This window comes from Nostoc sp., assembly GCF_036917235.1.
Classification (GTDB): Bacteria; Cyanobacteriota; Cyanobacteriia; order Cyanobacteriales; family Nostocaceae; genus Nostoc.
Genome location: NZ_JBALDU010000002.1, coordinates 1 through 22,239, shown reverse-complemented (window position 1 = coordinate 22,239; position 22,239 = coordinate 1). Strand labels below are relative to the sequence as shown.

The 22,239-nt window shown below is 44.9% G+C and carries 31 protein-coding genes; 3 read left to right on the top strand and 28 right to left on the bottom strand.

Features of this window, described 5'->3' with window-relative positions:
* Nucleotides 1-69 precede the first annotated feature (69 nt).
* From rplQ to rplC, 26 genes are all read right to left on the bottom strand, one after another.
* Nucleotides 70-420 carry a 50S ribosomal protein L17 gene (rplQ, locus tag V7K44_RS00585; protein WP_094349105.1) on the bottom strand — a complete coding sequence of 117 codons (351 nt, stop codon included), beginning with the start codon at nt 418-420 and terminating at the stop codon, nt 70-72.
* 31 nt (nt 421-451) lie between these two features.
* Complete coding sequence (locus V7K44_RS00580) at nt 452-1,399, bottom strand: DNA-directed RNA polymerase subunit alpha (RefSeq protein ID WP_094349104.1); 948 nt, start codon at nt 1,397-1,399, stop codon at nt 452-454.
* A 310-nt stretch (nt 1,400-1,709) separates the two neighbouring features.
* Complete coding sequence (gene rpsK, locus V7K44_RS00575) at nt 1,710-2,105, bottom strand: 30S ribosomal protein S11 (protein WP_069070761.1); 396 nt, start codon at nt 2,103-2,105, stop codon at nt 1,710-1,712.
* A 54-nt stretch (nt 2,106-2,159) separates the two neighbouring features.
* Nucleotides 2,160-2,540 carry a 30S ribosomal protein S13 gene (rpsM, locus tag V7K44_RS00570; RefSeq protein ID WP_094349103.1) on the bottom strand — a complete coding sequence of 127 codons (381 nt, stop codon included), beginning with the start codon at nt 2,538-2,540 and terminating at the stop codon, nt 2,160-2,162.
* A 115-nt stretch (nt 2,541-2,655) separates the two neighbouring features.
* Entirely contained in the window at nt 2,656-2,769 is a 114-nt protein-coding gene (gene rpmJ, locus V7K44_RS00565) for a 50S ribosomal protein L36 (protein ID WP_015129703.1), read from the bottom strand.
* Nucleotides 2,770-2,886: 117 nt separating this feature from the next.
* Nucleotides 2,887-3,111 (bottom strand): translation initiation factor IF-1, encoded by a 225-nt coding sequence (gene infA / locus V7K44_RS00560; protein WP_006276978.1) that lies wholly within the window; start codon nt 3,109-3,111, stop codon nt 2,887-2,889.
* 169 nt (nt 3,112-3,280) lie between these two features.
* A complete protein-coding gene (locus V7K44_RS00555) occupies nt 3,281-3,835 on the bottom strand; it encodes an adenylate kinase (protein WP_334927632.1) in 555 nt (184 codons plus the stop codon).
* A gap of 2 nt (nt 3,836-3,837) precedes the next feature.
* A complete protein-coding gene (gene secY, locus V7K44_RS00550) occupies nt 3,838-5,148 on the bottom strand; it encodes a preprotein translocase subunit SecY (RefSeq protein ID WP_292725306.1) in 1,311 nt (436 codons plus the stop codon).
* Nucleotides 5,149-5,222: 74 nt separating this feature from the next.
* Nucleotides 5,223-5,666, bottom strand: coding sequence for a 50S ribosomal protein L15 (gene rplO, locus V7K44_RS00545; protein WP_334927630.1), 444 nt, complete (start codon nt 5,664-5,666; stop codon nt 5,223-5,225).
* Nucleotides 5,667-5,755: 89 nt separating this feature from the next.
* Nucleotides 5,756-6,283 carry a 30S ribosomal protein S5 gene (gene rpsE, locus V7K44_RS00540; RefSeq protein ID WP_094328453.1) on the bottom strand — a complete coding sequence of 176 codons (528 nt, stop codon included), beginning with the start codon at nt 6,281-6,283 and terminating at the stop codon, nt 5,756-5,758.
* Between the two features lie 100 nt (nt 6,284-6,383).
* Complete coding sequence (gene rplR, locus V7K44_RS00535) at nt 6,384-6,746, bottom strand: 50S ribosomal protein L18 (RefSeq protein WP_094349098.1); 363 nt, start codon at nt 6,744-6,746, stop codon at nt 6,384-6,386.
* Nucleotides 6,747-6,748: 2 nt separating this feature from the next.
* Entirely contained in the window at nt 6,749-7,297 is a 549-nt protein-coding gene (gene rplF / locus V7K44_RS00530) for a 50S ribosomal protein L6 (RefSeq protein WP_334927628.1), read from the bottom strand.
* A gap of 79 nt (nt 7,298-7,376) precedes the next feature.
* Nucleotides 7,377-7,778 (bottom strand): 30S ribosomal protein S8, encoded by a 402-nt coding sequence (gene rpsH, locus V7K44_RS00525; RefSeq protein WP_334927626.1) that lies wholly within the window; start codon nt 7,776-7,778, stop codon nt 7,377-7,379.
* 20 nt (nt 7,779-7,798) lie between these two features.
* On the bottom strand, nt 7,799-8,347 hold the full coding sequence (gene rplE / locus V7K44_RS00520) for a 50S ribosomal protein L5 (protein ID WP_292848148.1): 549 nt from the start codon (nt 8,345-8,347) through the stop codon (nt 7,799-7,801).
* A 103-nt stretch (nt 8,348-8,450) separates the two neighbouring features.
* Nucleotides 8,451-8,804 carry a 50S ribosomal protein L24 gene (gene rplX, locus V7K44_RS00515; protein WP_179068335.1) on the bottom strand — a complete coding sequence of 118 codons (354 nt, stop codon included), beginning with the start codon at nt 8,802-8,804 and terminating at the stop codon, nt 8,451-8,453.
* Nucleotides 8,804-9,172 (bottom strand): 50S ribosomal protein L14, encoded by a 369-nt coding sequence (gene rplN / locus V7K44_RS00510; protein WP_069070772.1) that lies wholly within the window; start codon nt 9,170-9,172, stop codon nt 8,804-8,806. Before rplN ends, rplX begins: the two co-directional genes overlap by 1 nt.
* 46 nt (nt 9,173-9,218) lie before the next feature.
* Nucleotides 9,219-9,467 carry a 30S ribosomal protein S17 gene (rpsQ, locus tag V7K44_RS00505; RefSeq protein ID WP_094349093.1) on the bottom strand — a complete coding sequence of 83 codons (249 nt, stop codon included), beginning with the start codon at nt 9,465-9,467 and terminating at the stop codon, nt 9,219-9,221.
* A gap of 6 nt (nt 9,468-9,473) precedes the next feature.
* Entirely contained in the window at nt 9,474-9,701 is a 228-nt protein-coding gene (rpmC, locus tag V7K44_RS00500; RefSeq protein WP_179068334.1) for a 50S ribosomal protein L29, read from the bottom strand.
* A gap of 3 nt (nt 9,702-9,704) precedes the next feature.
* Entirely contained in the window at nt 9,705-10,130 is a 426-nt protein-coding gene (rplP, locus tag V7K44_RS00495; protein WP_179068333.1) for a 50S ribosomal protein L16, read from the bottom strand.
* An 80-nt stretch (nt 10,131-10,210) separates the two neighbouring features.
* The gene (gene rpsC, locus V7K44_RS00490) at nt 10,211-10,993 is read right to left on the bottom strand and encodes a 30S ribosomal protein S3 (RefSeq protein ID WP_179068332.1); all 783 of its coding nucleotides are present in this window, start codon (nt 10,991-10,993) and stop codon (nt 10,211-10,213) included.
* Nucleotides 10,994-11,046: 53 nt separating this feature from the next.
* Complete coding sequence (gene rplV / locus V7K44_RS00485) at nt 11,047-11,403, bottom strand: 50S ribosomal protein L22 (RefSeq protein ID WP_069070777.1); 357 nt, start codon at nt 11,401-11,403, stop codon at nt 11,047-11,049.
* Nucleotides 11,404-11,511: 108 nt separating this feature from the next.
* Nucleotides 11,512-11,790: a 30S ribosomal protein S19 gene (gene rpsS, locus V7K44_RS00480; RefSeq protein ID WP_012410721.1), complete on the bottom strand. Its 279-nt coding sequence runs from the start codon at nt 11,788-11,790 to the stop codon at nt 11,512-11,514.
* 142 nt (nt 11,791-11,932) lie between these two features.
* Nucleotides 11,933-12,796 (bottom strand): 50S ribosomal protein L2, encoded by an 864-nt coding sequence (rplB, locus tag V7K44_RS00475; RefSeq protein WP_334927623.1) that lies wholly within the window; start codon nt 12,794-12,796, stop codon nt 11,933-11,935.
* A 155-nt stretch (nt 12,797-12,951) separates the two neighbouring features.
* The gene (locus V7K44_RS00470) at nt 12,952-13,266 is read right to left on the bottom strand and encodes a 50S ribosomal protein L23 (protein ID WP_094349089.1); all 315 of its coding nucleotides are present in this window, start codon (nt 13,264-13,266) and stop codon (nt 12,952-12,954) included.
* Complete coding sequence (gene rplD, locus V7K44_RS00465; protein ID WP_289800116.1) at nt 13,259-13,897, bottom strand: 50S ribosomal protein L4; 639 nt, start codon at nt 13,895-13,897, stop codon at nt 13,259-13,261. Before rplD ends, V7K44_RS00470 begins: the two co-directional genes overlap by 8 nt.
* 103 nt (nt 13,898-14,000) lie before the next feature.
* A complete protein-coding gene (gene rplC, locus V7K44_RS00460) occupies nt 14,001-14,633 on the bottom strand; it encodes a 50S ribosomal protein L3 (protein WP_094349087.1) in 633 nt (210 codons plus the stop codon).
* A gap of 270 nt (nt 14,634-14,903) precedes the next feature.
* On the opposite strand from rplC, the gene V7K44_RS00455 reads away from it, so the two are divergent.
* Together V7K44_RS00455 and V7K44_RS00450 are read left to right on the top strand one after the other, a co-directional pair.
* A complete protein-coding gene (locus tag V7K44_RS00455; protein WP_334927620.1) occupies nt 14,904-15,041 on the top strand; it encodes a hypothetical protein in 138 nt (45 codons plus the stop codon).
* A gap of 562 nt (nt 15,042-15,603) precedes the next feature.
* Nucleotides 15,604-16,080 carry an NAD(P)H-quinone oxidoreductase subunit N gene (locus V7K44_RS00450; RefSeq protein ID WP_334927618.1) on the top strand — a complete coding sequence of 159 codons (477 nt, stop codon included), beginning with the start codon at nt 15,604-15,606 and terminating at the stop codon, nt 16,078-16,080.
* A gap of 192 nt (nt 16,081-16,272) precedes the next feature.
* On the opposite strand, the gene V7K44_RS00445 is transcribed toward V7K44_RS00450, so the two are convergent.
* Both V7K44_RS00445 and V7K44_RS00440 read right to left on the bottom strand, forming a co-directional pair.
* Nucleotides 16,273-19,578, bottom strand: coding sequence for an efflux RND transporter permease subunit (locus V7K44_RS00445; protein WP_334927616.1), 3,306 nt, complete (start codon nt 19,576-19,578; stop codon nt 16,273-16,275).
* 68 nt (nt 19,579-19,646) lie between these two features.
* A complete protein-coding gene (locus V7K44_RS00440) occupies nt 19,647-21,086 on the bottom strand; it encodes an efflux RND transporter periplasmic adaptor subunit (protein ID WP_334927614.1) in 1,440 nt (479 codons plus the stop codon).
* Between the two features lie 536 nt (nt 21,087-21,622).
* Here V7K44_RS00440 and V7K44_RS00435 point away from each other — a divergent pair.
* On the top strand, nt 21,623-22,201 hold the full coding sequence (locus V7K44_RS00435; protein ID WP_334927612.1) for a phycobiliprotein lyase: 579 nt from the start codon (nt 21,623-21,625) through the stop codon (nt 22,199-22,201).
* The last annotated feature ends 38 nt before the right edge of the window (nt 22,202-22,239 follow it).

Below are 22,239 nucleotides of genomic sequence, written 5' to 3'. Positions count from 1 at the left end.
ACTAATACTTCGACTACGCTCAGTACAAGTGACCAATGACCAATGACTTAATGACCAATGACTAATGACTTAAACCAATTCAATTATTGCCATTTTTGCATTATCACCCCGACGCGGTACGGTACGCAGGATGCGGGTATAACCGCCCTGGCGATCGCCATATCGAGTTGGAGCTTGCTCAAATAGAGCGTGAACCAGTTGTTTGTCGAAGATATAGCCAAGAGCTTCCCGACGTGCTGACAAGGAGCCATTTTTGGCTAGGGTAATCATTTTTTCCACTTCACTTCTTAGAACTTTCGCTCTAATTAAAGTGGTGGTGATCTTACCATGACGGATCAGCTCGGTGGCGAGCGATCGCAATAAAGCACGGCGTTGATCGGCTGGTTTACTGAGTTTTTTGACGCGACAACGGTGACGCATAATTATGCACTATGAATTATGAAGGTTTTTCTTAAGGGTGTTTAGAGCCTCTTTCCATTGGCAGGGTGATGCCCAAGCGTCGCTGCAAAGCTTCCACGACTTCTTCTGCTGATTTCTGCCCAAAGTTCTTAATTTCTAAGAGGTCTTCTTGGGTATAATCCAACAAATCTGCCACAGAGTTAACTTGTGCCCGTTTGAGACAGTTATATGCCCGCACAGAAAGTTGCAACTCTTCGATGGGTATCTGGGCAGTTGGATCGTCTGGAATATCGGAACCTGTGTCTGTTGGTTCTAGGGAGATGTCTTTCAACGGGTTGAATAAATCTACCAAGATCGCAGCGGCAGAAGATAGTGCTTCTTGAGGGGAAATACTGCCATTTGTCCAAACTTCCAACAGTAGTCGGTCTTTTGGAATCAAGCCTTCCCCACGAGATTCTTCAACACTGTAGTTGACTTTTCGCACTGGCATAAATATCGAGTCGATTTGCAGAAAATCCAACGATGTGGCTTCCTCACGTCCTCGCTCTACAGTGCGATAGCCTTTGCCCTTCTCGATCCGAAATTCCATTTCCAGCTTTCCACCCTCAGCGATGGTGGCTACATACTGAGTCTGATCGATGACTTCTACTTCACTGGGTAAATCAAAATGTGCCGCAGTGATTGTTGCTGGGCCGCTAACGAGTAATCTACCAATCTGAGGCTGCGAAGAATAGTTTTTCAGGATAACTTCCTTCATTCTCATGAGGATTTCCAGCACATCTTCCCGCACGCCCGGAACTGTGGCGAACTCATGTGAAACGCCCGCAATCCGCACTGCTGTAACTGCTGTACCTTCTAAATTAGACAGTAAAACCCGCCGCAGTGCGTTGCCAACAGTTGTCCCTTGACCGCGTTCGAGAGGTTCCAAAACAAATTTACTGTAATGGTTCCGACTTTCTTCGGTATTCGACTCTACACATTCAATTTGAAACTGCGCCACGGATGAGCCTCCCTTCTTCTAAGGTGCTGCTAGCAGACAAATCAATTGCCTCCCGAATTGAATTTATGTCCTGTAGATTATAGGTATATCAAACTACTACTATAAACTTACGGTATAGTTTGACACTTCTATTGAGCTTGCAGGTGCTAATAATATTTTGGGTAGCCCGAAGCCTAACAGCTTTCCCTGTGGGAAAATCTGACACGCTTCTGGTCGCCCAAGCTTTGACTCAATGACAGTTTGTACGTTAGACGCTCAAGCGGTCATTGCTGGCTGTCACTTTTTGCCCTCACTGCCCAAGTCTTAGTATTTAAACTCGACGGCGCTTGGGTGGACGACAACCATTGTGAGGAATCGGGGTAATATCCCGAATCAGTGTAATTTCCAATCCTGCTCCTTGAAGTGCCCGGATAGCGGTTTCTCTACCTGCTCCTGGCCCACTGACCATTACCTCAATTTGGCGCATTCCTTGATCGATAGCTCGGCGGGCTGCACTTTCAGCTGCGGTTTGCGCTGCAAAGGGAGTTCCCTTTTTTGCTCCCTTAAAACCGCTAGAACCAGCGCTAGCCCAGGAGATGACATCTCCGTTTTGATCGGTAATGGTGACAATGCTATTGTTGAAAGTAGACTGGATGTAGGCCATTCCACTGGGTACATTCCGTTTCTGCTTCTTGCTCCCGGTTTTTTTAGTTGGTTGTCTCGCCATACTTGTTTAGTTGATTTAAGGTAAAACTTGCTCGGATTAGCAAGCGTTGCAAAATTATTTCCCTGGAGCCTTCTTCTTCCCTGCCACTGTCTGCCTTCTACCTCTACGGGTTCTGGCATTGGTGCGAGTTCTTTGTCCTCTGACTGGTAAGCCCATGCGATGACGACGACCTCTGTAGGTACCAATGTCAACTAAGCGCTTGATGTTCAAAGACTCCAAGCGCCGCAAGTCGCCTTCAACTTGATAGTTGCTTTCTATTTCCCCTCGTAGGGCTGTCACATCGGCATCACTTAAGTCCTTAACGCGGATGTCTGGGTTCACACCAGTTGCCGCTATAATTTCTTGAGCGCGTGATAACCCAATTCCGTAGATGTAAGTCAGACCGATCTCGACGCGCTTATCGCGTGGAAGGTCTACTCCGGCAATACGTGCCACAATGAACTCTCCCTATTGTTTTCGCAATTACTGTTGGTTGGAAAAACGTGATTAATCGCGTCTTTTCGTTTTAATGATGATATGCGTCCTGCAACTCACTCTGTTGGTAAGAGTGTTATCCTTGACGTTGTTTGTGCTTGGGGTTTACGCAAATCACCATGACGCGACCACGACGTTTGATCACGTTACACTTTTCACAAATTTTCTTGACTGAGGCTCTAACTTTCATGCCTTTTATTTTTTGACTCCAAATATAAAATTATAGCATTTATAGGGAAATTAATCCAGTTAAATGACTAGTAAACAGTCAAAAAAATGGTTTTATGGTAAAATTCTCTACATATACTTACTTCTTTCGTAGTCGATAGGTAATTCTGCCTTTGGTCAAGTCGTAGGGCGTTAACTCTACCTTGACGCGATCGCCGGGCAAAATCTTGATATAATTTCGGCGAATTTTGCCGGAAATGTGTGCTAACACGTTAAAGCCATTGTCCAAGTCAACGCGAAACATCGCATTGGGCAAGGACTCTGTAACCGTGCCTTCCATTTCAATCAAATCTTGCTTAGACAATTTGTTTTTTCCTCAACTCAACAATTTCGTGTTCAGTTGCAGCGCTTCATCTGCAAAGAAACACATTTTAAGAAATATATCAACAGTTTATTAATATATCTTAGCTAAAATTGATCTTTTTCTTGGGAGTGTGGAGTAGGGAACTCTCTATTCCCTATTCCCTTTCTTTTCACGAAGCGATTACCTTTTGTAGCTCATCAGTGACATCTTCTTGGGACTGATTGCCATTGACTGTTAGGAGTTTTTTGCGATCGCCATAATAATCAATTAAAGGTGCAGTTTCAGCGCGGTACACTTCTAAACGACGACGAATCACCTCTTCGGTATCATCTTTTCGTCCTCTAGCTAGCAAACGTGCGATGACAATTTCATCTGGTGCATCTAGATTGACTACCCTTTCGCCACCTTGATGTATTGCTTCCAGTAACTTCTCCAGAAAAGCTGCTTGGGTCACTTTCCGGGGAAATCCATCCAGAATCCAACCATTTTTGGCATCTGGTTGACTGAGGCGCTCCTGTACCAAGTCCTCCACTAGCTGGTCGGGTACTAACTCGCCGCTATCAACATAACTTTGAGCTTTGATTCCTAAAGGAGTTTGCTCTTTCATGGCTTGTCTTAATATTTCACCCGTAGAAATATGGGGAATATTCAAGTGTTCAGCCAAGGTTTGAGCTTGTGTTCCTTTACCCGCTCCAGGTGGCCCCAAGAAGATTAATCGCGTCACTATTATTTCACCATTCCTTCATAGCGCTGAGAGATGACATAAGTTTGGACTTGTTTGGCTGTCTCAATTGCCACACCAACTAAAATTAACAACGAGGTTGCACCTATTCCCCGGAAAGTTTTCACATTCAAAGCGCTTTCTACGGCAGTGGGGATAATAGCAACGAAGCCCAAAAAGATCGCACCCAAAAAAGTGAGTCGGTTGGATACGCGTTCGATATACTCGCTAGTTGCCTTGCCGGGACGAATTCCAGGAATACTAGAACCCATTTTCTTCAAGTTCTGCGCCACGTCTACCGGGTTGAGAATCAACGAAGAATAGAAGTAGCTAAAGAAAACAATGGAAACCATGTAGACCAAGGCATAGACCCAAGAGCTAGAACCGCTTGGACTCAAATAAGTGTTAACTATATTCGCCAAATCGGCATTTTTAGTAAAATTGGCGATTAGCAGTGGCAAACTGAGGATGGCAGCAGCAAAAATAATTGGCATTACGCCGCCTTGATTCAGGCGCAGTGGCAGATAACTACGCTGCTCTGCCAAAACTCTTCGACCTACTTGACGACGAGCCGAAATAATTGGGATGCGGCGCATTCCTTCCTGCACAATCACAATACCAACAATTGTTGCGAGGAAAACTAAGATCAGCACGATCACTCGACCAACTGCTTCCCGACCGCCGACTTGCACCAAGTCGATGGTATCGCCTAAAGCTTTTGGTAATGAGGCAACAATATTGACAAAAATCAACAATGATGCTCCGTTGCCAATACCCCGCTCTGTAATTAGTTCTGACGCCCACATGACGAACATCGAACCAGCAGTCAGAGCGATCGCAGTTTCAGCTACAAAGATTGGCCCTGGCTTGAGGGCGAATTGTTGGAGGAATAATGCCGAAAAAGCTGTACTTTGAAGGATTGCCCAACCTACAGTTACATAGCGGGTAATTTGCGATATTTTTCGCCGACCAGCTTCCCCTTCATTTTTCTGTAAATTTTCTAAAGTTGGAATCGCCGCCGTGAGTAATTGGATGATAATAGACGCATTAATGAAGGGCAAAATTCCTAAAGCAAAGACTCCCAAAGTCGAAAGTCCTCGCCCGGAAAATATATCCAATAAGCCGAATATGGAATTACTGCCCGATATGGCTTCGGCAAATCTCGGTCTATCAATGCCTGGGACGGGTAAGAAAATACCCAGGCGAACCAAAATTAAAATACCGACGGTGACAAGCAGCCTACCTCTGAGGCCAGCTGCCTGCGCCATCTGCATAAAAGTTTCTTGAGCCGTTGGGGCTTTATCTCGACTGATCATAGAGTGCTACCTTTATAGTGAACCAAGCACTGGCAGCGAGTTGGCTTGCATTTAAGTGCGCTGTTCTGGCTCACTCATAAGACTTCACAACTACCACCAGCTGCCTCAATTTTGCTACGAGCTGAAACTGTAAAAGCTGCCGCTTGTACTTTGAGCGGAATGCCCAATTCCCCGTTACCTAAAACTTTCAATGGCCCTTTGACAGCAGTCAGTATACCTGCGGCTTTCAATGAGGTCAAAGTTACTTCCGTATTAGCGGGAAGGGAGGCTAGCTTCTCTACATTAATCGTAGTGTAAATCTTCTGATTAACAATCGGAAAGCCCTTCAGCTTAGGTAAGCGGCGGTACAATGGTTGTTGACCACCTTCAAAACCTGGTCGAGTCCCGCTACCAGAACGAGATTTTTGACCCCGCATACCTAAACCAGCACTAGCGCCTTGACCGGCAGAAATACCTCTAGCTACACGCTTCTTGCGTTTCTTTGAGCCTTTTTGCGGCTTAACATCATGGAGTCTCATAATTTATCAAGTTCTCATTTGTCGTTTGTCATTTGTCATTTGTCATTTGTCCTTTGTTATTCACTAATGACCAATGACTAATGACTAAATTAGATGTAGAGATTTTGAATAGGAATACCGCGATCTTCGGCGACTTCAGAAAGGGTACGCAGTGTAGATAAGGCATTAACTGCGGCTCTAGCATTATTGAGTGGATTGTTGGAGCCTAGTTGCTTGGCTAAAACGTTACGAACTCCTGCCAATTCCAACACAGTTCGCACAGCACCACCTGCAATTACCCCAGTACCAGGTGAGGCTGGGCGCATAATCACTTTTGCTCCGCCACCGACGCCATCAATGGGATGGGGGATGGAGTTGGATTTGGTGATTGGGATATCAATAAGGTGTTTTTTGCCGTCGGCTACGCCTTTTTTGACAGCGCCAATTACATCGGAAGCTTTGCCTACTCCAACTCCAACCTGACCGCGTTCGTTACCAACGACAACGATCGCTCGGAAGCTGAGTTTTTTACCACCTTTGACCACTTTACTTACGCGGCGGATTTGAATAACCCGCTCTTGCCAAGTGGTTTCTTCTTTTTTGGCACGCTTTGTTCTACTTTTACGCTCTGTTGCCATAATTTATGCTCTGGTGAACGTCAGTTGTCAGTTGTCAGTTGTCATTTGTCATTTGTCCTTTGTCATTTGTCCAATAACTAATGACCAATGACTAATGACTTTAGAAATCTAAACCAGCTTCGCGTGCTGCATCAGCTAGTGCTTTAACACGACCATGATATAAGTTACCACCACGATCGAAGACTACTTTGGTGATACCTTTTTCTAGCGATCGCACTGCGATCAACTTCCCAACTTGTACCGAGGCATCGCGGTTTGCACATGACGCTAAACTAGATTTCAACTCTGGTTCTACAGTCGATGCTGCCACGATGGTTTGATGCTGAGTATCATCAATCAGCTGGGCATAAATATGCTCATTAGAACGGAATACCGCTAAACGCGGACGTTCTGGGGAGCCAATAACTTTGCCACGAACGCGTCGATGACGACGGTTTTTTGATTCTCTACGAGTAAGTTTCATTTCTACTTCTTACCACCCTTACCAGTCTTACCAGCCTTCCGTCTGACCACTTCACCGGCATAGCGAATACCTTTACCTTTGTAAGGTTCTGGTGGACGAACGGCACGAACTTTGGCGGCTGTGTTACCTACAATTTCTTTGTCATAGCCGCTGACAATGACGTTAGTGGTACCTTCTACGGCAAACTGAATTCCATCTGGTGGTTCAATTTGCACTTGATGGCTGTAACCCATATTTAAAACTAGGTTACGCCCTTGAAGTTGTGCCCTGTAACCAACGCCTTGAATTTCCAAACGGCGCTGAAAACCTTGGGAGACTCCCTCGACCATATTTGCAACTAAAGTGCGGCTCAAGCCGTGCAATTGCTTTGAGGTGCGAGTTTCATCCCGACGATTTACGTGTAATATTTCCCCCTCTTGAGAGAGTGAGACATTATCTCTGAGAGTGCGAGAAAGTTCCCCCTTCGGGCCTTTCACCACAATAGTTGTACCATCGATCGCCACTTGAACTTTGGCGGGAATAGTAATTGGACGTTTACCAATACGAGACATGACTTTTTGTCCTTTGTTATTTGTCCTTTGCCTTTTGTCCTTTGTGTTTCACTAATGACAAATGACTAATGACCAATGACTACCAAACGTAACAAAGTACTTCGCCACCCAAGTTCTGACGCCGCGCTTCGCGATCAGTCATAATGCCACTGGATGTAGAAATAATGGCAATGCCAATGCCGCCTAGTACCCTTGGTAATTCTTTTCGATTTGAATAAACACGCAAGCCAGGCTTACTTACCCGCTTTAAGGCGGTGATCAAAGGCTGACGGTTTTTTCCCTTGTATTTCAGGGAAATCACCAGATTGCGTTTTACCCCTTCTTCTGCTTCTTCGATTTCAGCAATAAAGCCTTCCTCCCGTAGCACTTTGGCAATGCTTCGGGTTAATTTTGTCGCTGGCACTTCTGTAGTTTGATGCCGCGCCAGGTTGGCATTGCGGATGCGCGTCAGCATATCTGCAATTGTGTCGTTAGCCGCCATCGTTCCCTCTATAGATGAACTTATTGATCGCGAAAGGGCATTCCTAATTCTTTAAGTAAGGCGCGTCCCTCTTCGTCGTTTTTTGCTGTGGTGATGATGGAAATATCCATCCCACGCACTTGATCGATGCTGTCGTATTCGACTTCTGGAAAAATTAGCTGTTCTCTCACACCTAGAGTGTAGTTACCGCGTCCGTCAAAGCTTTTAGGGCTAACGCCGCGAAAATCTCGAATTCTGGGTAATGACAGGCTAACTAGTCTGTCGAAAAAGGCATACATCCGTTCGGCTCTGAGAGTCACCATGATCCCCACAGGCATCCCTTGACGAATCTTAAAGCCAGCGATCGCCTTTTTCGCCCTTGTCACCACTGGTTTTTGACCTGTTACCAAGGCAATTTCGTTAATGGATGCCTCTAGAGACTTCGCATTTTGGGCTGCTTCACCCAAACCTCGGTTAATCGTAACCTTTACCAACTTCGGTACTTGATGAACGTTGGTATATTGAAACTGAGTGGTCAGTTTTGGGACGATTGTCTCTTGATATAAGGTTTTGAGTCTTGTTGTCGCCATAGTTTTTTGTCCTGATATCCCTGGGCTTGGTCAGGGAAACTTTTATTTTGGATTTTAGATTTTGGATTTAATTTAAAATCTAAAATTTCAAGTTGGCTAATTCTTATTTATCTAGAATTTCGCCAGTTTTCTTGAGTTTTCTGACTTTTTTACCTTCTGAGGTAAAGGTGTAACCAACACGACTAGCGACGTTTTGCTTGGTGGAATAAAGCATGACGTTGGAGCTATGAATTGGGAATTCTTGGGTAATAATTCGCCCTGATTCCCCTTCTTGCTGGGGTTTGACGTGCTTGGTTTTAATGTTGACACCTTTGACGATAACTTTACTCAGTTGGGGAAGTGCCTGAGTAATTTCGCCAATTTTTCCTTTATCTTTGCCAGCAATCACTTGTACAGTGTCGCCAGTTTTGACGTGCATTTTGTGGAATACTTTGGGCGTACCCTGTTTGGTTGCCATTAAAGCACCTCCGGAGCCAGAGAAACAATTTTAGTAAAGTTTTTATCGCGCAATTCCCGTGCAACTGGGCCAAAAACCCGTGTACCTCTAGGATTACCGTCTTTGTTGATGATCACAGCGGCGTTATCATCAAAGCGAATGCTCATGCCGCTGTCACGACTTACAGCTTTACGAGTCCGGACAATTACTGCTTCCACAACATCAGACTTTTTAACAGCCATGTTGGGTGTAGCATCTTTGACAACTGCGATAATTTTATCGCCAATAAAACCATAGCGACGATTGCCTCCGCCTAAGATGCGGATGCACATTAGTTTGCGGGCGCCGCTATTATCTGCGACATTCAGGTAAGTCTGGGGTTGAATCACAATTATTCTCCCTTGTAATGTTGTTAGAAACTAACAACGATGAGGTTTAAGTAGGCTTGACGTTCAGGACTTCTGTGATTTTCCAGCGCTTAGTTTTGCTCAGGGGTCTAGTTTCCTGAATGCGAACGCGATCGCCTACTTTACACTGATTTTCTTCGTCGTGAACTTTATATCGTTGGGTGTTAACCACAATCTTGCCGTACTTGGGGTGAGGAGCGCGGTTTTCTATGGCGACTACCACAGTTTTTTGCATTTTATCGCTCACTACCAAGCCAACTCGTTCTTTAACTGCCATAATCTCCTACTTTTTTTCTTTAGCCGATTGACTTGCTGCCCGTTTGCGTTCTGTTTCTAGCGTCAGCAGTTGGGCTAGGCGGTGGCGCAATTGTCGAAACTGGTGGGGCTTTTCTAATTGTCTGGTGGCTTTTTGCAAGCGCAACTGAAATAGTTGTCTTTTGATTGCGACAATTTCATCAGAGAGCTTCTCGTCGCTTAATTCTCTAGCTTCTGAAATCTTGGGAAGAGGCATAAGCTACTCCTGCTCCTGTGGTTGAGAGCGCACAATAAACTTAGTTTTGATGGGCAGTTTAAATGAAGCCAAGCGCATTGCTTCACGCGCAATTTCTTCAGTAACTCCACCGATTTCAAACAAAATTCGTCCTGGCTTGACTACAGCTACCCAAAACTCTGGATTACCTTTACCGGAACCCATCCGGGTTTCAGCAGGACGCATGGTTACAGGTTTATCAGGGAAAATCCGAATCCAGATTTGTCCACCCCGACGAATATAACGAGTCATTGCCCGACGGGAAGCCTCGATTTGACGCGAGGTAATCCAAGCAGGTTCTTGAGCTTGGAGTGCAAAATCACCGAAGTTGAGGGTACTACCACGGGTGGCTAGTCCTTCCATCCGTCCCCGCTGTTGTTTGCGGAATTTAGTTCTTCTAGGGCTTAACATGGTTTGTCATTTGTCATTTGTCATTTGTCATTTGTCATTTGCCATCTGCCATTTACTAATGACTAATGACTAATGACGATTTATCCTTCATTTGAGCGGTCTTCAAATTGCTGGCGACGACGTTGTTGTTGACGGCGACGGGGTTCTCGGTCACGATCGCGGGGATCACGTTCGCGATCGCGGCTTGCTGGTGGTAGCGGATCTGGTTCCTGTCCAGGAATAATTTCTCCCTTAAACACCCATACTTTGATACCCAAAATGCCGTAAACAGTTTTTGCTGTGCAATAAGAGTAGTCAATGTCAGCCCGTAAGGTATGTAAAGGTACTCTACCTTCACGAGTCCACTCTGTCCGGGCAATTTCTGCACCGTTGAGGCGACCGCTAACTTGGATTTTTATACCTTGTACACCCGCCCGTTGAGCGCGTTGAATCGATTGCCGCACTACCCGCCGAAAGGAAACCCGACGTTCCAATTGTTGAGCAATATATTCAGCAATTAGGTAGGCATCAGCATCAACTCGTTGCACTTCAACTACGTTAATGCGAATTTGGCGATTGCCACCCAACACTCCTTGGAGTCCGGTACGTAAGGATTCGATACCTTGTCCACCGCGACCTACTACAACACCAGGTCTAGCTGTGCGTACTTCTAAGTCGATTTGGTCGGCTTTGCGCTCAATCCGTACTTCGGAAATTCCGGCGTTGTTTTGAGCCTGTCTACCCAGCTTTTGATCTATGTATTGACGGAGTTTGTAATCTTCTTGGAGAAGTTCTGGATAGCGATCAGGAACAGCAAACCAACGGGATTGATGTTCATGTGTAATACCCAGGCGAAAACCAACTGGATGAATCTTCTGTCCCACGAATGCTTCCTCTAAAATTTCTTACTTTACGCAATTTATTCGTGTAAACGTGCTTATTTTTCTGGGGCGGCTGCAACAGCCACAGTAATATGACACGTCGGTTTGCGAATTTGGTAAGCTCGACCTTGCGCTCTTGGCTGGAACCGCTTCAACGGCGGTCCTTGATCGGCATAAGCCTGAGTAATCACTAGTTGAGTCCGATCTAACCCAGCATTGTGTTCGGCATTAGCAGCAGCGCTTCTGAGAACCTTTAAGATGGGTTCAGTGGCGCGATAGGGCATGAATTCCAGGATGATTAACGCTTCTCGGTACGATCGCCCCCGGATTTGATCGAGTACCCGACGCACTTTATAGGCCGAGATGCGGATAAAACGAGCGATCGCTTTTACTTCAGTAGTATTAGTAGCCATAATTTTCTCCAATTTTATCTTTCGTCCTTCGTCCTTTGTCTTTTGTCTTTTGTCGAAAGCTAATAACTAATGACAAATGACTAATGACAAATGACCAATGACTAATAACTACCTACCCGCTTTTTTGTCGCTTTTTCCATGACCCCTGTAGGTGCGTGTTGGGGCAAATTCACCCAATTTATGTCCTACCATCTGTTCATTTACAAAAACGGGAACGTGTTGGCGTCCGTTGTGAACAGCTATAGTGTGACCTACCATTAGGGGCAAAATTGTCGAAGCTCGTGACCAAGTTTTAATAACTTCTTTTCTGTTGTTGTCGTTGAGCTTTTCAATTTTCTTTAAGAGATGATCCGCAACGAAAGGACCTTTTTTTAGAGAACGACCCATAGTTCAATTTTGGATTTAGGATTTAGGAATTAGGATTTAGAATTTCGGATTTTGGATAATTAGGTGTCTTATCAAGTTTCACAAATTTTCAATGTTCACAAGTAGTCCCCAATCTAAAATCCAAAATCTAAAATCTAAAATTCTATGATTCACGACCACCGCGACCGCGTTTAGAAGACTTACGACGACGACGCACAATCAACTTGCTGCTAAGTTTCTTGCGATTGCGTGTCTTCGCGCCCAATGTAGGTTTACCCCAAGGTGTAACAGGGCCCGATCTACCGATAGGCGCTCTACCTTCACCACCTCCATGTGGGTGATCCACTGGGTTCATGACGCTGCCTCTAACCTTAGGACGGCGACCTTTCCAGCGATTTCGTCCGGCTTTACCTGCACTCAGGTTTCTCGCATCGGTGTTGCCTACTTGCCCAATGGTGGCGTAGCACTCGCGTCGAATCAAGCGGACTTCTCCTGAAGGCAACTTGAGAGTTACATAATTACCTTCTTTTGCCACGACTTGGGCGCTAGCACCAGCAGCACGGACAATTTGACCACCTTTACCAGGAGTGAATTCTACGTTGTGAACACTAGTACCTAAGGGAATCTTCCAGAGTGGTAAGGCATTACCATCTTCAAAGGGAGACTCAGGTCCAGAAACAATTATTGTTCCAACTTTTAACCCGTTGGGGTGAAGAATATACCGTTTTTCGCCGTCTTGGTAATACAAAAGGGCAATTCTGGCGTTGCGGTTAGGATCGTATTCAATTGCTGCGACTTTAGCAGGAATATTATGTTTATCCCTTTTAAAATCGATAATCCGATAAAGTTGTTTGTGTCCGCCACCCCGGCGACGACTAGTAATCCGTCCGTGATTATTCCGACCTTTGGCGCGATGCTTCGAGGTTGTTAAGGATTTTTCTGGCTCGGTTCTGGTAATTTCCGCAAAGTCAGAGATTGTAACTTGGCGAGTGCTGGGGGTATAAGGGCGATAAGAACGAGTACCCATAATCTATTTTGGATTTTGGATTTTGGATTTACTTAATTTTGGATTTTGAATTTTGGATTTTGGATTTAATGAGTGTTTAATTAATTACAACCATTTTTGGTACTTAATTCAGTAAACTCCTCAATCTAAAATCTAAAATCTAAAATCTAAAATTCCTAGACTTCTGGGAATAGAACTTGTCTAATCTTGTCTTCATCCCCAGGTGCGACGGTGACGATCGCTCGCTTATATTGGGGTTTATAACCAATAAATTTACCAACGCGCCGTTTTTTACGTGGTGGTAGGATGGTGTTGACTTTTACAACCTTGACCTGAAACAAGTCTTCGATCGCAGCCTTGATTTCTGGCTTAGATGCCTTTGGAATTACTTCAAAGGTGTACTTGTTTTGCTCCATCAAGATGGTCGCTTTTTCGGTGACGATTGGGCGACGTACTAAGTCGGCAAGGTCGCGGGGGTCAAAGCTAGGCACTGTAGACCTCCTGAATTTTTTCTAGGGCTGATGCCGTAACTACAATTTTGTCAGCGTGCAGTAAATCAAAAACATTTAGCTGATCGGCTGCAATTAGTTTTAAATTTTCAATGTTGCGGGCTGATAAATAAACGTTATCTGTATCCGCAATTTCAGACAAAATTAACAGTGCCTTGCTTTCTGGTACTATTCCCCAACGGGCAAGTGCTGCCACTAGTTCTTTAGTCTTCGGGCGAGATAGCTCGGTGCTAAATTCTTCTACTACGATCAAGTCGTCAATACGACCGACAAATGCTGTCCGCAGTGCTAAACGTCGCTCTTTGCGGTTCAATTTCAGGTCGAAGTCTCTAGGCTTTGGCCCAAAGATCACACCACCACCACGCCACAATGGTGAACGAATAGACCCTGCACGAGCGCGACCAGTGCCTTTTTGCCGCCAAGGTTTACGGCCACCACCTCTGACTTCAGCACGAGTTTTTGTGCTGGCATTTCCTTGACGAGCATTAGTCAATTGCCGTACTAAGGCGCGGTGCACAATATGAGACGCTGTTCCTTCTTTGGCAACGCGCAACTCGAAGGTCGTCTCACCGACCTGTTCTCCTTGCCAATTTTTAACTACGCTTTCAACCATCTTTGTTATCTGTCCTTTGTCCTTTGTCATTTGTCATTGGTCTTTTGCCATTTGTCCTTAGCCAATGACTTTTGACTAATGACTTTTGACTAATGACTTTTGACTATCCCACTGTTTTTGCAGGCACAACACTTACTAGAGCGCCTGGTTTACCAGGTATAGCTCCCTTAATCAGCAATAAGTTGCGTTCTGGGTCAACTCGCACTATGGTCAGTTTGCGGATTGTAATACGTTTTCCACCCAAACGGCCTGCCATCCGCTTACCTGGATAGACACGACCTGGTGTTGTACCAGCACCAATAGAACCGGGCGCTCTGTGGTTTTTGGAACCGTGTGACATTGGTCCGCGACCAAAGTTGTTGCGCTTCTGGTTTCCCGCAAAGCCGCGACCAATGCTTGTGCCGACGACATCGACAATTTGACCAGCGCTAAAAATATCTGCTTTAATCTCTTGACCTAAAGCATAATCACTAGAGCTATCGGTGTGATATTCATTTAAGTGACGCAATGCTGGGGCAGATGATTTAGCCAAATGACCCAGTAGAGGTCTGTTTAGTGCCTTGGGTTTGACTTCGCCATAACCAACTTGAATGGCAAAGTAACCGTCGGTTTCTTTCGTTTTAACTTGTGTAACGGTGCATGGCCCTGCTTGAATGACAGTTACAGGAATAGATACTCCTGCTTCGTCAAATATTTGAGTCATGCCCAGCTTGGTGCCGAGAATACCTACAGACACAGTAACTGGTTCTCCTTTCTACTTGCTGACCTTGGAATTGGACTTTAGAGGACACGCTTTGTACGCATCAGTTTAGGCTGGGTTAGCCTGCGAAATTTGGAATGGTTTCAAAAAACCGCTCCAAATGCTTTCGGACACAACAAACCGTGTCCTTACTGCTTGGTGAATCTGTTTAGCTTCACTCATTAGATCACCAGAACAGCCACAAGTCTCTTCCCCTGGGGAAGGAGTAACTTCTGGAATCAATGCAAGGCGCTACAGCTTAAAGCTGTGTGCAGCAATGCTTTCGTCCAAGCAATTGCTCTGGCACTTTCTGGAGGCAGCGCTGTCGGCGGGTTTTCCGATTTTTACACGCCCGAAGGGCGGCTTCCCGGAGATTGGCTACTGCCGTGTTGCAGTTGGACTTAAGCGGTTGTTACCGCCCAGTATCCGTTAACTGAGACTGACGTAATGCCATGAAACCAACATTGCTGCTCAGTCTTTACTTCCTTAAACACCTTAAACTATTGTTTAAGCTTTTGCCTGCTTTTTTTAGGCACAGGAGTAAACGTACCTTGGAGCTTAGGATTAACTTTAGTTATTCTTCCATAAGCCCTAATGTTGACCTGAAAGCTTTCTTAGTTTACCAGTCTACGATCAATCTGAGTTAGATTATCCAATTTGGATCGAGTCATCAGTTTTTGATGCTAACACTACCTCAGAATGACAGTAAAAAGCCAACATAATTTGCGTTTTTGGTCACAATCTAATAATATAAATTATTTATTTATGTTTGTCCAGTAATTTATAAAGCTATTTTTAGGGAGTGGGGAATAAACAGGGAATAGGGTACAGGTTACAGGGTACAGATTATTACCTATCACCTGTCACCTCTCCCCTAATCCCAATACCCAATACCCAAAAAAATGCTTTTAATCTATCGGTTCAGGGTAAATAATAGAGATATCTAAGTGGGATAAGACGAAAATCTATGGCACTAATTACCACTGGCAACGGTTTAATCCGCGATCTGGAAAAATTTGGCGCTCTTGGAGTATATGTACCTCTGGAAGGGGGTTATGAAGGTCGATATCAGCGCCGACTAAGGGCAGCTGGCTATACGACCCTCCACATTACCGCTAAAGGACTGGGTGATGTAGCTGCGTATCTCACAAGAGTTCATGGAGTCAGACCTCCTCATCTTGGTAAAAAAAGTACTGGTAGCGGTGCGGCAGTAGGTCAAGTGTACTATCTGCCACCAATTCTCAATTCTCATTTAGAACAGCTACCACCAAAGTCTAAGGGGCTGGTCTTGTGGATTATTGAAGGGCATATTCTTTCAAATCAGGAACTTGAGTATTTGACAAATTTGCCTCAACTAGAACCACGAGTGAAAGTCATTATTGAGAGGGGTGGCGATCGCTCTTTCCGTTGGACTTCTCTAGAAAAAACTCTGTTAGCTAGTTAGTCCTTTGTCATTAGTCATTAGTCATTTGCTCATAACTAATGACTAATGAGAAACCTCACCCTGGTTCTGCTATGCAAAACCTGTCCCTCTCCTTAGTAAGGAGAGGGATGTCCGTCAGGACAGGGTGAGGTTTTTGTTTTGGGTAATTCGATAAACTGTGTACACTGTTTTGCGTTAATCCCGATCGGGGATTCAGATAAATTTTTTCGTAAATCCACGCAACCGGCTTAACACTGGCTTCGCCCAATTTCCACCTAGCAAATCGTGCAGCAAAATATAAAAACAGGGGATGATAAATAATGTCAGCATTGTTGCGATCGCCATCCCAAAGAAAACTACAATCCCTAATGGCTGCAAAAACTCCGAACCTTCGCCAATACCCAATGCCAAAGGAAACAGTCCCAAGATAGTGGTGACTGTGGTCATGATAATTGGGCGCAAGCGTTGAGGAGCAGCTTTCATGATGGCAATTTGGCGACTACAACCTTCTTCATCCCGAATTTGGTTTGCTAGTTCCACCATGAGAATCCCTGCATTCACCACAATTCCCACCAGCAGGACGACACCAACAATTACAGTTGCGCCAATTGCAGTTTGGGTAATATAAAGTCCAAAAATTCCTCCAGCTAACGCTAGTGGTACGGTGAACATAATTACCAATGGGTCAATTAGCGAATTGTATTGTACCGCCATGACTACAAAGATTAAGAACGTTGCCAATGCTCCCAAAGTCTTTAAAGCATCCTGAAGTTGCTGATTAGTTTCTTGAGCAGAACTAGGCACAATGGAAACGCCATCAGGTAAGTCTACATCTTGGAGTACCTCGTTTACTTCTGCGATCGCTTCACCAAGACTTGCTCCCTCGCTGAGATTTCCTGCGACAATAAAAGCTTGGCGCTGATTAATCCGTTGCACTTCACCAGGCGCTTGACCTTCTTGAATGTTTGCCACATCTGAAAGCCGGATTAGTTGATTGTTTTCTGTAAATAACGGTAATTGCTCTAGTTGGGAAGGACGCTGAATAGCTTCCTTATTTAGCTGCACCCGCACATCAACTAAACGATTACCGCGTTGAATTTGCGTAGGAACTGAACCTTCAATTGCTGTTTGAACTGTTGCACCAATTTGCCCGGCGCTCAACCCTAAAGCTGAAACCCTTTCCCAATCGGGGCGAATTTGGATTTCGGGTTGTCGGGGGTCGGCATCTGGTCGGAATGTCGCTAATTTTGCCCTTTCCTGCAATGCTTGCAGCACTTGTGCGCCTGCTTGCGTTAAGTTTTCTTCATTCTCACCTTGCAGAATTACGTCAACTTCTGACCCTTGCACTGGAGAATTACTCAAGATTAAACCCCGCACCTGACCAGGATTGAGGCGCAGCAGAATTCCTGCTAAGTTGAGTTTGTTAAATTCCTGACTTACTTTTTTGACGAAGGCTTCGACATCTGTGCCTGGTTTTAGATTGATAGTGCTGCTGGCACGTAAAGGATTCTCTGTAGTATTGCTACCAAACAAAGAACCACCCACAGTTGTGAAAGCAGATTCGGTTTCTGGTTGTTTGAGCAAAATGTCATCGACAATTTGCATAACTTTTTCAGAAGTTGCTAAAGGTGTACCGGGAGGAAACTGCGCTCTCAAGTTAGCTTGACCGGTACTGATGCGGGGTAAAATTTCTTGGGGAATTTGACCAAACATAAAGAAGCTACTACTGCCTAAAATTAGCAAAGCAGCAGTTACTACGAAAAACCGATAACGTAAAACCTTGGTTAGGAAATTACCGTATCCCCGCGTTGCATCTTCAAATCGGTGATTAAAGTGTCTAAGCAGCCAAAATTCACTGATCCGACTCGACCAGGGAATTCCTAAAAGTCGAGAAGACAGCATCGGTACGACTGTGATGGCGACGACAAGGGATGCTGCGACTGCAAAGCTAATTGTTAGAATCAGTTCATTAAATAGCAGTGCAATAAAGCCGCCAATTAAGAGGAATGGTACTACAGAAACTAAGTTGGCACCTGTAGCAGCAACTAAAGCAGATTCTACTTCTTGGGAAGCTGCGATCGCACTGTCAATAAAGAATTTAGAATTTCTCCCCTTCTCCTCTGCTCCTCTGCTCCCCTGCTCCCCTTCCCCCCTCTCTCTCTGATTGGGAGTCATCCCTGTTTTTTCGGAAATGTTCTCCAAGATCACAACCGATGTATCAATTGCTTGACCGACTCCTAATGTCAGACCTGCCAAACTAAAAACATTCAAGGTTAAACCAAATATTCTCATTAAAGCGATCGCTGCCAGAGTACACAGCGGAATCGTCAAACTGATAATAAATGTTTGCCTGAACGATCCCAAAAATAACAACACTGCTGCGGCTGCTAACAATGCCCCAGAAATACCTGAAAAGATGACATCATTTAAAGAATTGCGGATGAAGACAGATTCATCTGTGGTGGGACTCAAAGTCATGTCTGCTGGAATTAAACCTGATTGCCGTAATTGTTCAATTCGCCGCTTAACAGCATCTACAACTGTGATTGTGTTGGCCTCAGGCTGCTTTTGAATTGAAAATTTCACCGCAGGCTGACGATTTAGGTAAACAAATACTCGCTGTTCTTCTGTATCATCAATTACCTCTGCAAAGTCTCGCAAGTAGACGCGGCGGGAAGGTACAGGGGAGGTAAAGGAGGCAGGGGTAGCAGGGGTAGCAGGGGTAGCAGGGGAAGAGGAGGAAACTTCTAAGGAGAGGTTTTCAATTTCTTTGGCATTTTGGAAGCGCCCTACAGTCCGAGTCAATGGCTCAGAATTTTGCCCCAGAATCCGACCACCAGAAGTATCTTGGTTACGGGCTGTTAATTCATCTAAGACATCATTTAACCCTACACCCAAAGCTTGCAATCGGTTTAAGTCAACAAGTACCCGTACTTCCTCCTCTGCACCACCAGATACATCAACAGAAGCGACTCCCGGCACTACACTGAGTTCACGGTTTAACTCTTCATCAGCAAATACGCGTAAATCTTTCCCTGGTAAGGAAGCAGAGGTCAGTGCCAATTCATAAACCGGCAATTGAGAAGGATCGACTTTAAATAAGCGCGGCTCCTCTATCGTATCTGGTAGTTGTCCTCGACCTCGGTTAAAAGCAGCAGTAGCATCGTTTAGGGCTTGGTCAATATCGCCCCCTGGTTGGAAGTATAAATCGAGGCTTACCTGTCCCTCACGGGTGCGGGAAAAAACCTGTACTACATTCTCGGTTGCTGCTAAAGCTTCTTCTAAGGGTCTGGTAATTTCATCTACTGCTACTTCTGGTGAAATACCAGGGGCTTCTAGCCGAACCCCTATTCGGGGATAGGTAATTGATGGTAGAAGATCAACTTGGATCGTTGTGAGAAAAAATACCCCAATGACAATTACTGCCACGGTGAGCATAAGTGTGCCAATATGTTGGCGGATAGCGATCGCACTAAGGCTAAATCCGCCATTGCCATTATTATTGTTTGCCTGTTGCATAATACTAAGTGATAAGTGCTGACTACTGAGTACTTTTTTCTTTGGGATGGTGGTTATTGCTCACCCTACTATTGCTTTTCTGAAAGAATTGAAAGACTCACAGTGTCACCTTGTTTTAACGGCTTACCACTCCGAACAACGTAGCGCTCTCCTGCTTGCAAACCGGATAAAATTTCCACTCTGCCATCAGCCCTTTTTCCTAAAGTAACTGCACGTGTCGCTACTTTCGTCTTGCCTTCTGTGTCTTTCACGACGAATAGCGTCCCCGATGGGTTTTCTTGCTCTTTTTCTGCTCCCTTTGCTACCCCTGCTTGTTTTTGAATCGCTGTTTGCGGCACTACTACGCGCTGTTGAGTCTGGGTTTGAAAATTGACTCGCGCCAGCAATCCGCTGCCAATCTTGGCTTGAGTGTTAGGAATCACTACTTCTACAGGTATCAAGCGAGCTGTGGCATCGGCAGCTGGGGAAATGCGCGTAACTCTGCCAATTAATGCTTCTTTGGGGAAGGCATCTAAACGGACTTGTACAGACTGCCCAACCTGAATTTGTGCTAGTTCTAATTCGGAAACTTGGACGACGACTTTGACACGGTTAAAGTCGCCAATTTTCAAAACTTCGCTACCTGCTTGCAGCAGGTTGCCTGGTTCTGTCACCTTTTCTGTGACTATACCAGTGATGGGGGATGTCAATCGAGCGTAAGACCTGCGCTCTTTGGTTTGGGCAACTAATGCTTGTTGGGCAAGTACTCTACCTTGGGCGGCAGCGACGGCTTGCTGTTCTGTCCGAACTTGTTCTTGGGCTGCCCGGAGTGCCTGAGCGGCTGTTTTTGCCTGGGTACGTGCTTGCTGGGCAGTTTGTTCAGCGATCGCTCCAGCTTTGAATAGATTCTGTTGGCGTTCTGAGTCTGCTTGAGCTTGTACTACTTCTAGGCGCGCCCGTTCAACGTCTGCACGGGCATTGCTTACCTGATTGGTTGCCCTAGCTACTTCTGATTTGAGGGCTGCTAGCTCTGCTTCTGTTTGCTTTAATTCGGTCGAAAGTATGGCATCATCTAACCGCCCGACGTTTTGCCCAAGCTTTACTGCATCGCCCACATCAAGGTTCAAAGCCAACAACCGAGCTTCTACTTGCGATCGCACTGATACAATCCGAAATGGTGTTGTATTACCTGTGTATTCTGGTTGTGTTTGCAGCGTATCAGTTCGAGCGATCGCCACATCTACAGCCGTTGCACCACCACGTTGTCCACTACCAGGACTCTGAGATTGGGCATCAGCCGGTTCTTCTTTGGGTAGCGCTCCACAATTTGCTGTCAGCAGTCCTATGCCCAGCAAACAGGGAATCAATAATATGGATGGAAAAGGGGAAGACACCTTTGTGTCAACGCTACTCTTTGTATCTGCAACAGCCACATCAGTCTTAACAACTGGGGTATTAATTACCTGGTTAGCGGCTGCCAAAGGTGAGATTTTCGCCTGCTCATGCGGCTTATTTCTGTCCAAAATCATTTATTTTTCTCGTATTTGGGGAGCTTTTTGGGTTAAACAGCCGTGCATTACCAAGTAATTTTGAGACATTATAAATAGTGAAAAGCGGCGAGAGTCAATTGGCTATCTTATTGCAGAATTTTGTATCAAAAATTACTTTCTATTCAAAAAAATTTCTCACCACTTTAACTCATTACATTGAGTTAGCAGCTTTTTAGCTTCCAATGCAATTCTTAACCTAGTATAAATATTTTTAAATTTCTTGCAATCTGCCCTTAGTAGAAGACTTGCGTTTACTGAAGATACGGGACTTGCACACCCCTACTTCTAAAATGGGCAGTATTAAGTAGCTATACTTATGGCTGAAATAAACAAATTTAATATAGCAAAATACTTAGTAATTTTTACGCTCAATCAAATATATTAAGAATAGTAAACATAAGTTGCTTTTTCTTAAGCTGTATATATTGTCAAGCGTAGGCGTAGCCCGTCGTAGACATCGCATAAACAGCAAAGAAGAGGGCGATATATATATATTTAGGCCAGGAAAGTAACAAGTGACATCATTGTTAAAAATTGCCCAAACTGCTGATGAAGCCCAGATTTCCGAATTTTTCCAGGAATCGGTGGGTAAGTGGCGATCGCAACGGCGCTACTACACCCTACCCAAGGGAGAAACCAAGGAGATGGAGAGTATAGTTACGATCAATTTTCTCAAGCAGGGCTGTGATGAATTGCAAAACCTAGCTCAGATGCACGATTTGCTTGATACAGGTAGTTTGATCTGTGGGGCAGCAGTAACATGGGAAAGTATGGATGTGCTAAAGGACAAGAAAGAGTCGCAAGGTTCAACAATATTTGGAGCTTTAGGAAATATTTTGTACCGCGATCGCGGTTTTGCCATATCTAAACCAGTCACCGCTCAGTATTATTTCTCCAATCCTAAAACAATGTGTTTGCGAACTGAATACAACGGTTCGGTCTTTGAAGAAGAGTTAAAGCTAATTGGCAGCAAATACCGCACCAGACAAACCATTATCTCCCGTGCTGGTGAGCAGTTGATGATTGGTCAATATTTAGAAAAGAGGTGCGATTCGTTGCTTAGTGAATCACGGTGTAAGTCCGTACATAACTAAGCCAACCCGACAGCAGATTACTGTCATTTAAGGGTTGA

Excerpts from the sequence above, each read along its gene's own strand:
- V7K44_RS00445 (WP_334927616.1), bottom strand. The coding sequence starts at position 19,578 with ATGCAACAGGCAAACAATAATAATGGCAATGGCGGATTTAGCCTTAGT.
- rpsE (WP_094328453.1), bottom strand. The coding sequence starts at position 6,283 with ATGGCAACAGAGCGTAAAAGTAGAACAAAGCGTGCCAAAAAAGAAGAA.
- secY (WP_292725306.1), bottom strand. The coding sequence starts at position 5,148 with ATGATCAGTCGAGATAAAGCCCCAACGGCTCAAGAAACTTTTATGCAG.
- rplB (WP_334927623.1), bottom strand. The coding sequence starts at position 12,796 with ATGGGTACTCGTTCTTATCGCCCTTATACCCCCAGCACTCGCCAAGTT.
- rpsH (WP_334927626.1), bottom strand. The coding sequence starts at position 7,778 with ATGGCGGCTAACGACACAATTGCAGATATGCTGACGCGCATCCGCAAT.
- rpmC (WP_179068334.1), bottom strand. The coding sequence starts at position 9,701 with ATGCCTCTTCCCAAGATTTCAGAAGCTAGAGAATTAAGCGACGAGAAG.
- V7K44_RS00440 (WP_334927614.1), bottom strand. The coding sequence starts at position 21,086 with ATGATTTTGGACAGAAATAAGCCGCATGAGCAGGCGAAAATCTCACCT.
- rpsS (WP_012410721.1), bottom strand. The coding sequence starts at position 11,790 with ATGGGTCGTTCTCTAAAAAAAGGTCCTTTCGTTGCGGATCATCTCTTA.
- rplO (WP_334927630.1), bottom strand. The coding sequence starts at position 5,666 with ATGAGACTCCATGATGTTAAGCCGCAAAAAGGCTCAAAGAAACGCAAG.
- rplE (WP_292848148.1), bottom strand. The coding sequence starts at position 8,347 with ATGGCGACAACAAGACTCAAAACCTTATATCAAGAGACAATCGTCCCA.
- rpmJ (WP_015129703.1), bottom strand. The coding sequence starts at position 2,769 with ATGAAAGTTAGAGCCTCAGTCAAGAAAATTTGTGAAAAGTGTAACGTG.
- rplX (WP_179068335.1), bottom strand. The coding sequence starts at position 8,804 with ATGGCAACCAAACAGGGTACGCCCAAAGTATTCCACAAAATGCACGTC.
- rplP (WP_179068333.1), bottom strand. The coding sequence starts at position 10,130 with ATGTTAAGCCCTAGAAGAACTAAATTCCGCAAACAACAGCGGGGACGG.
- rplF (WP_334927628.1), bottom strand. The coding sequence starts at position 7,297 with ATGTCTCGTATTGGTAAACGTCCAATTACTATTCCCGCCAAAGTTCAA.
- rplD (WP_289800116.1), bottom strand. The coding sequence starts at position 13,897 with ATGGTTGAAAGCGTAGTTAAAAATTGGCAAGGAGAACAGGTCGGTGAG.
- rpsQ (WP_094349093.1), bottom strand. The coding sequence starts at position 9,467 with ATGGCAGTTAAAGAACGAGTTGGCTTGGTAGTGAGCGATAAAATGCAA.
- rplQ (WP_094349105.1), bottom strand. The coding sequence starts at position 420 with ATGCGTCACCGTTGTCGCGTCAAAAAACTCAGTAAACCAGCCGATCAA.
- V7K44_RS00450 (WP_334927618.1), top strand. The coding sequence starts at position 15,604 with ATGGCACTAATTACCACTGGCAACGGTTTAATCCGCGATCTGGAAAAA.
- rplV (WP_069070777.1), bottom strand. The coding sequence starts at position 11,403 with ATGGCTACTAATACTACTGAAGTAAAAGCGATCGCTCGTTTTATCCGC.
- rpsK (WP_069070761.1), bottom strand. The coding sequence starts at position 2,105 with ATGGCGAGACAACCAACTAAAAAAACCGGGAGCAAGAAGCAGAAACGG.
- rplR (WP_094349098.1), bottom strand. The coding sequence starts at position 6,746 with ATGAAACTTACTCGTAGAGAATCAAAAAACCGTCGTCATCGACGCGTT.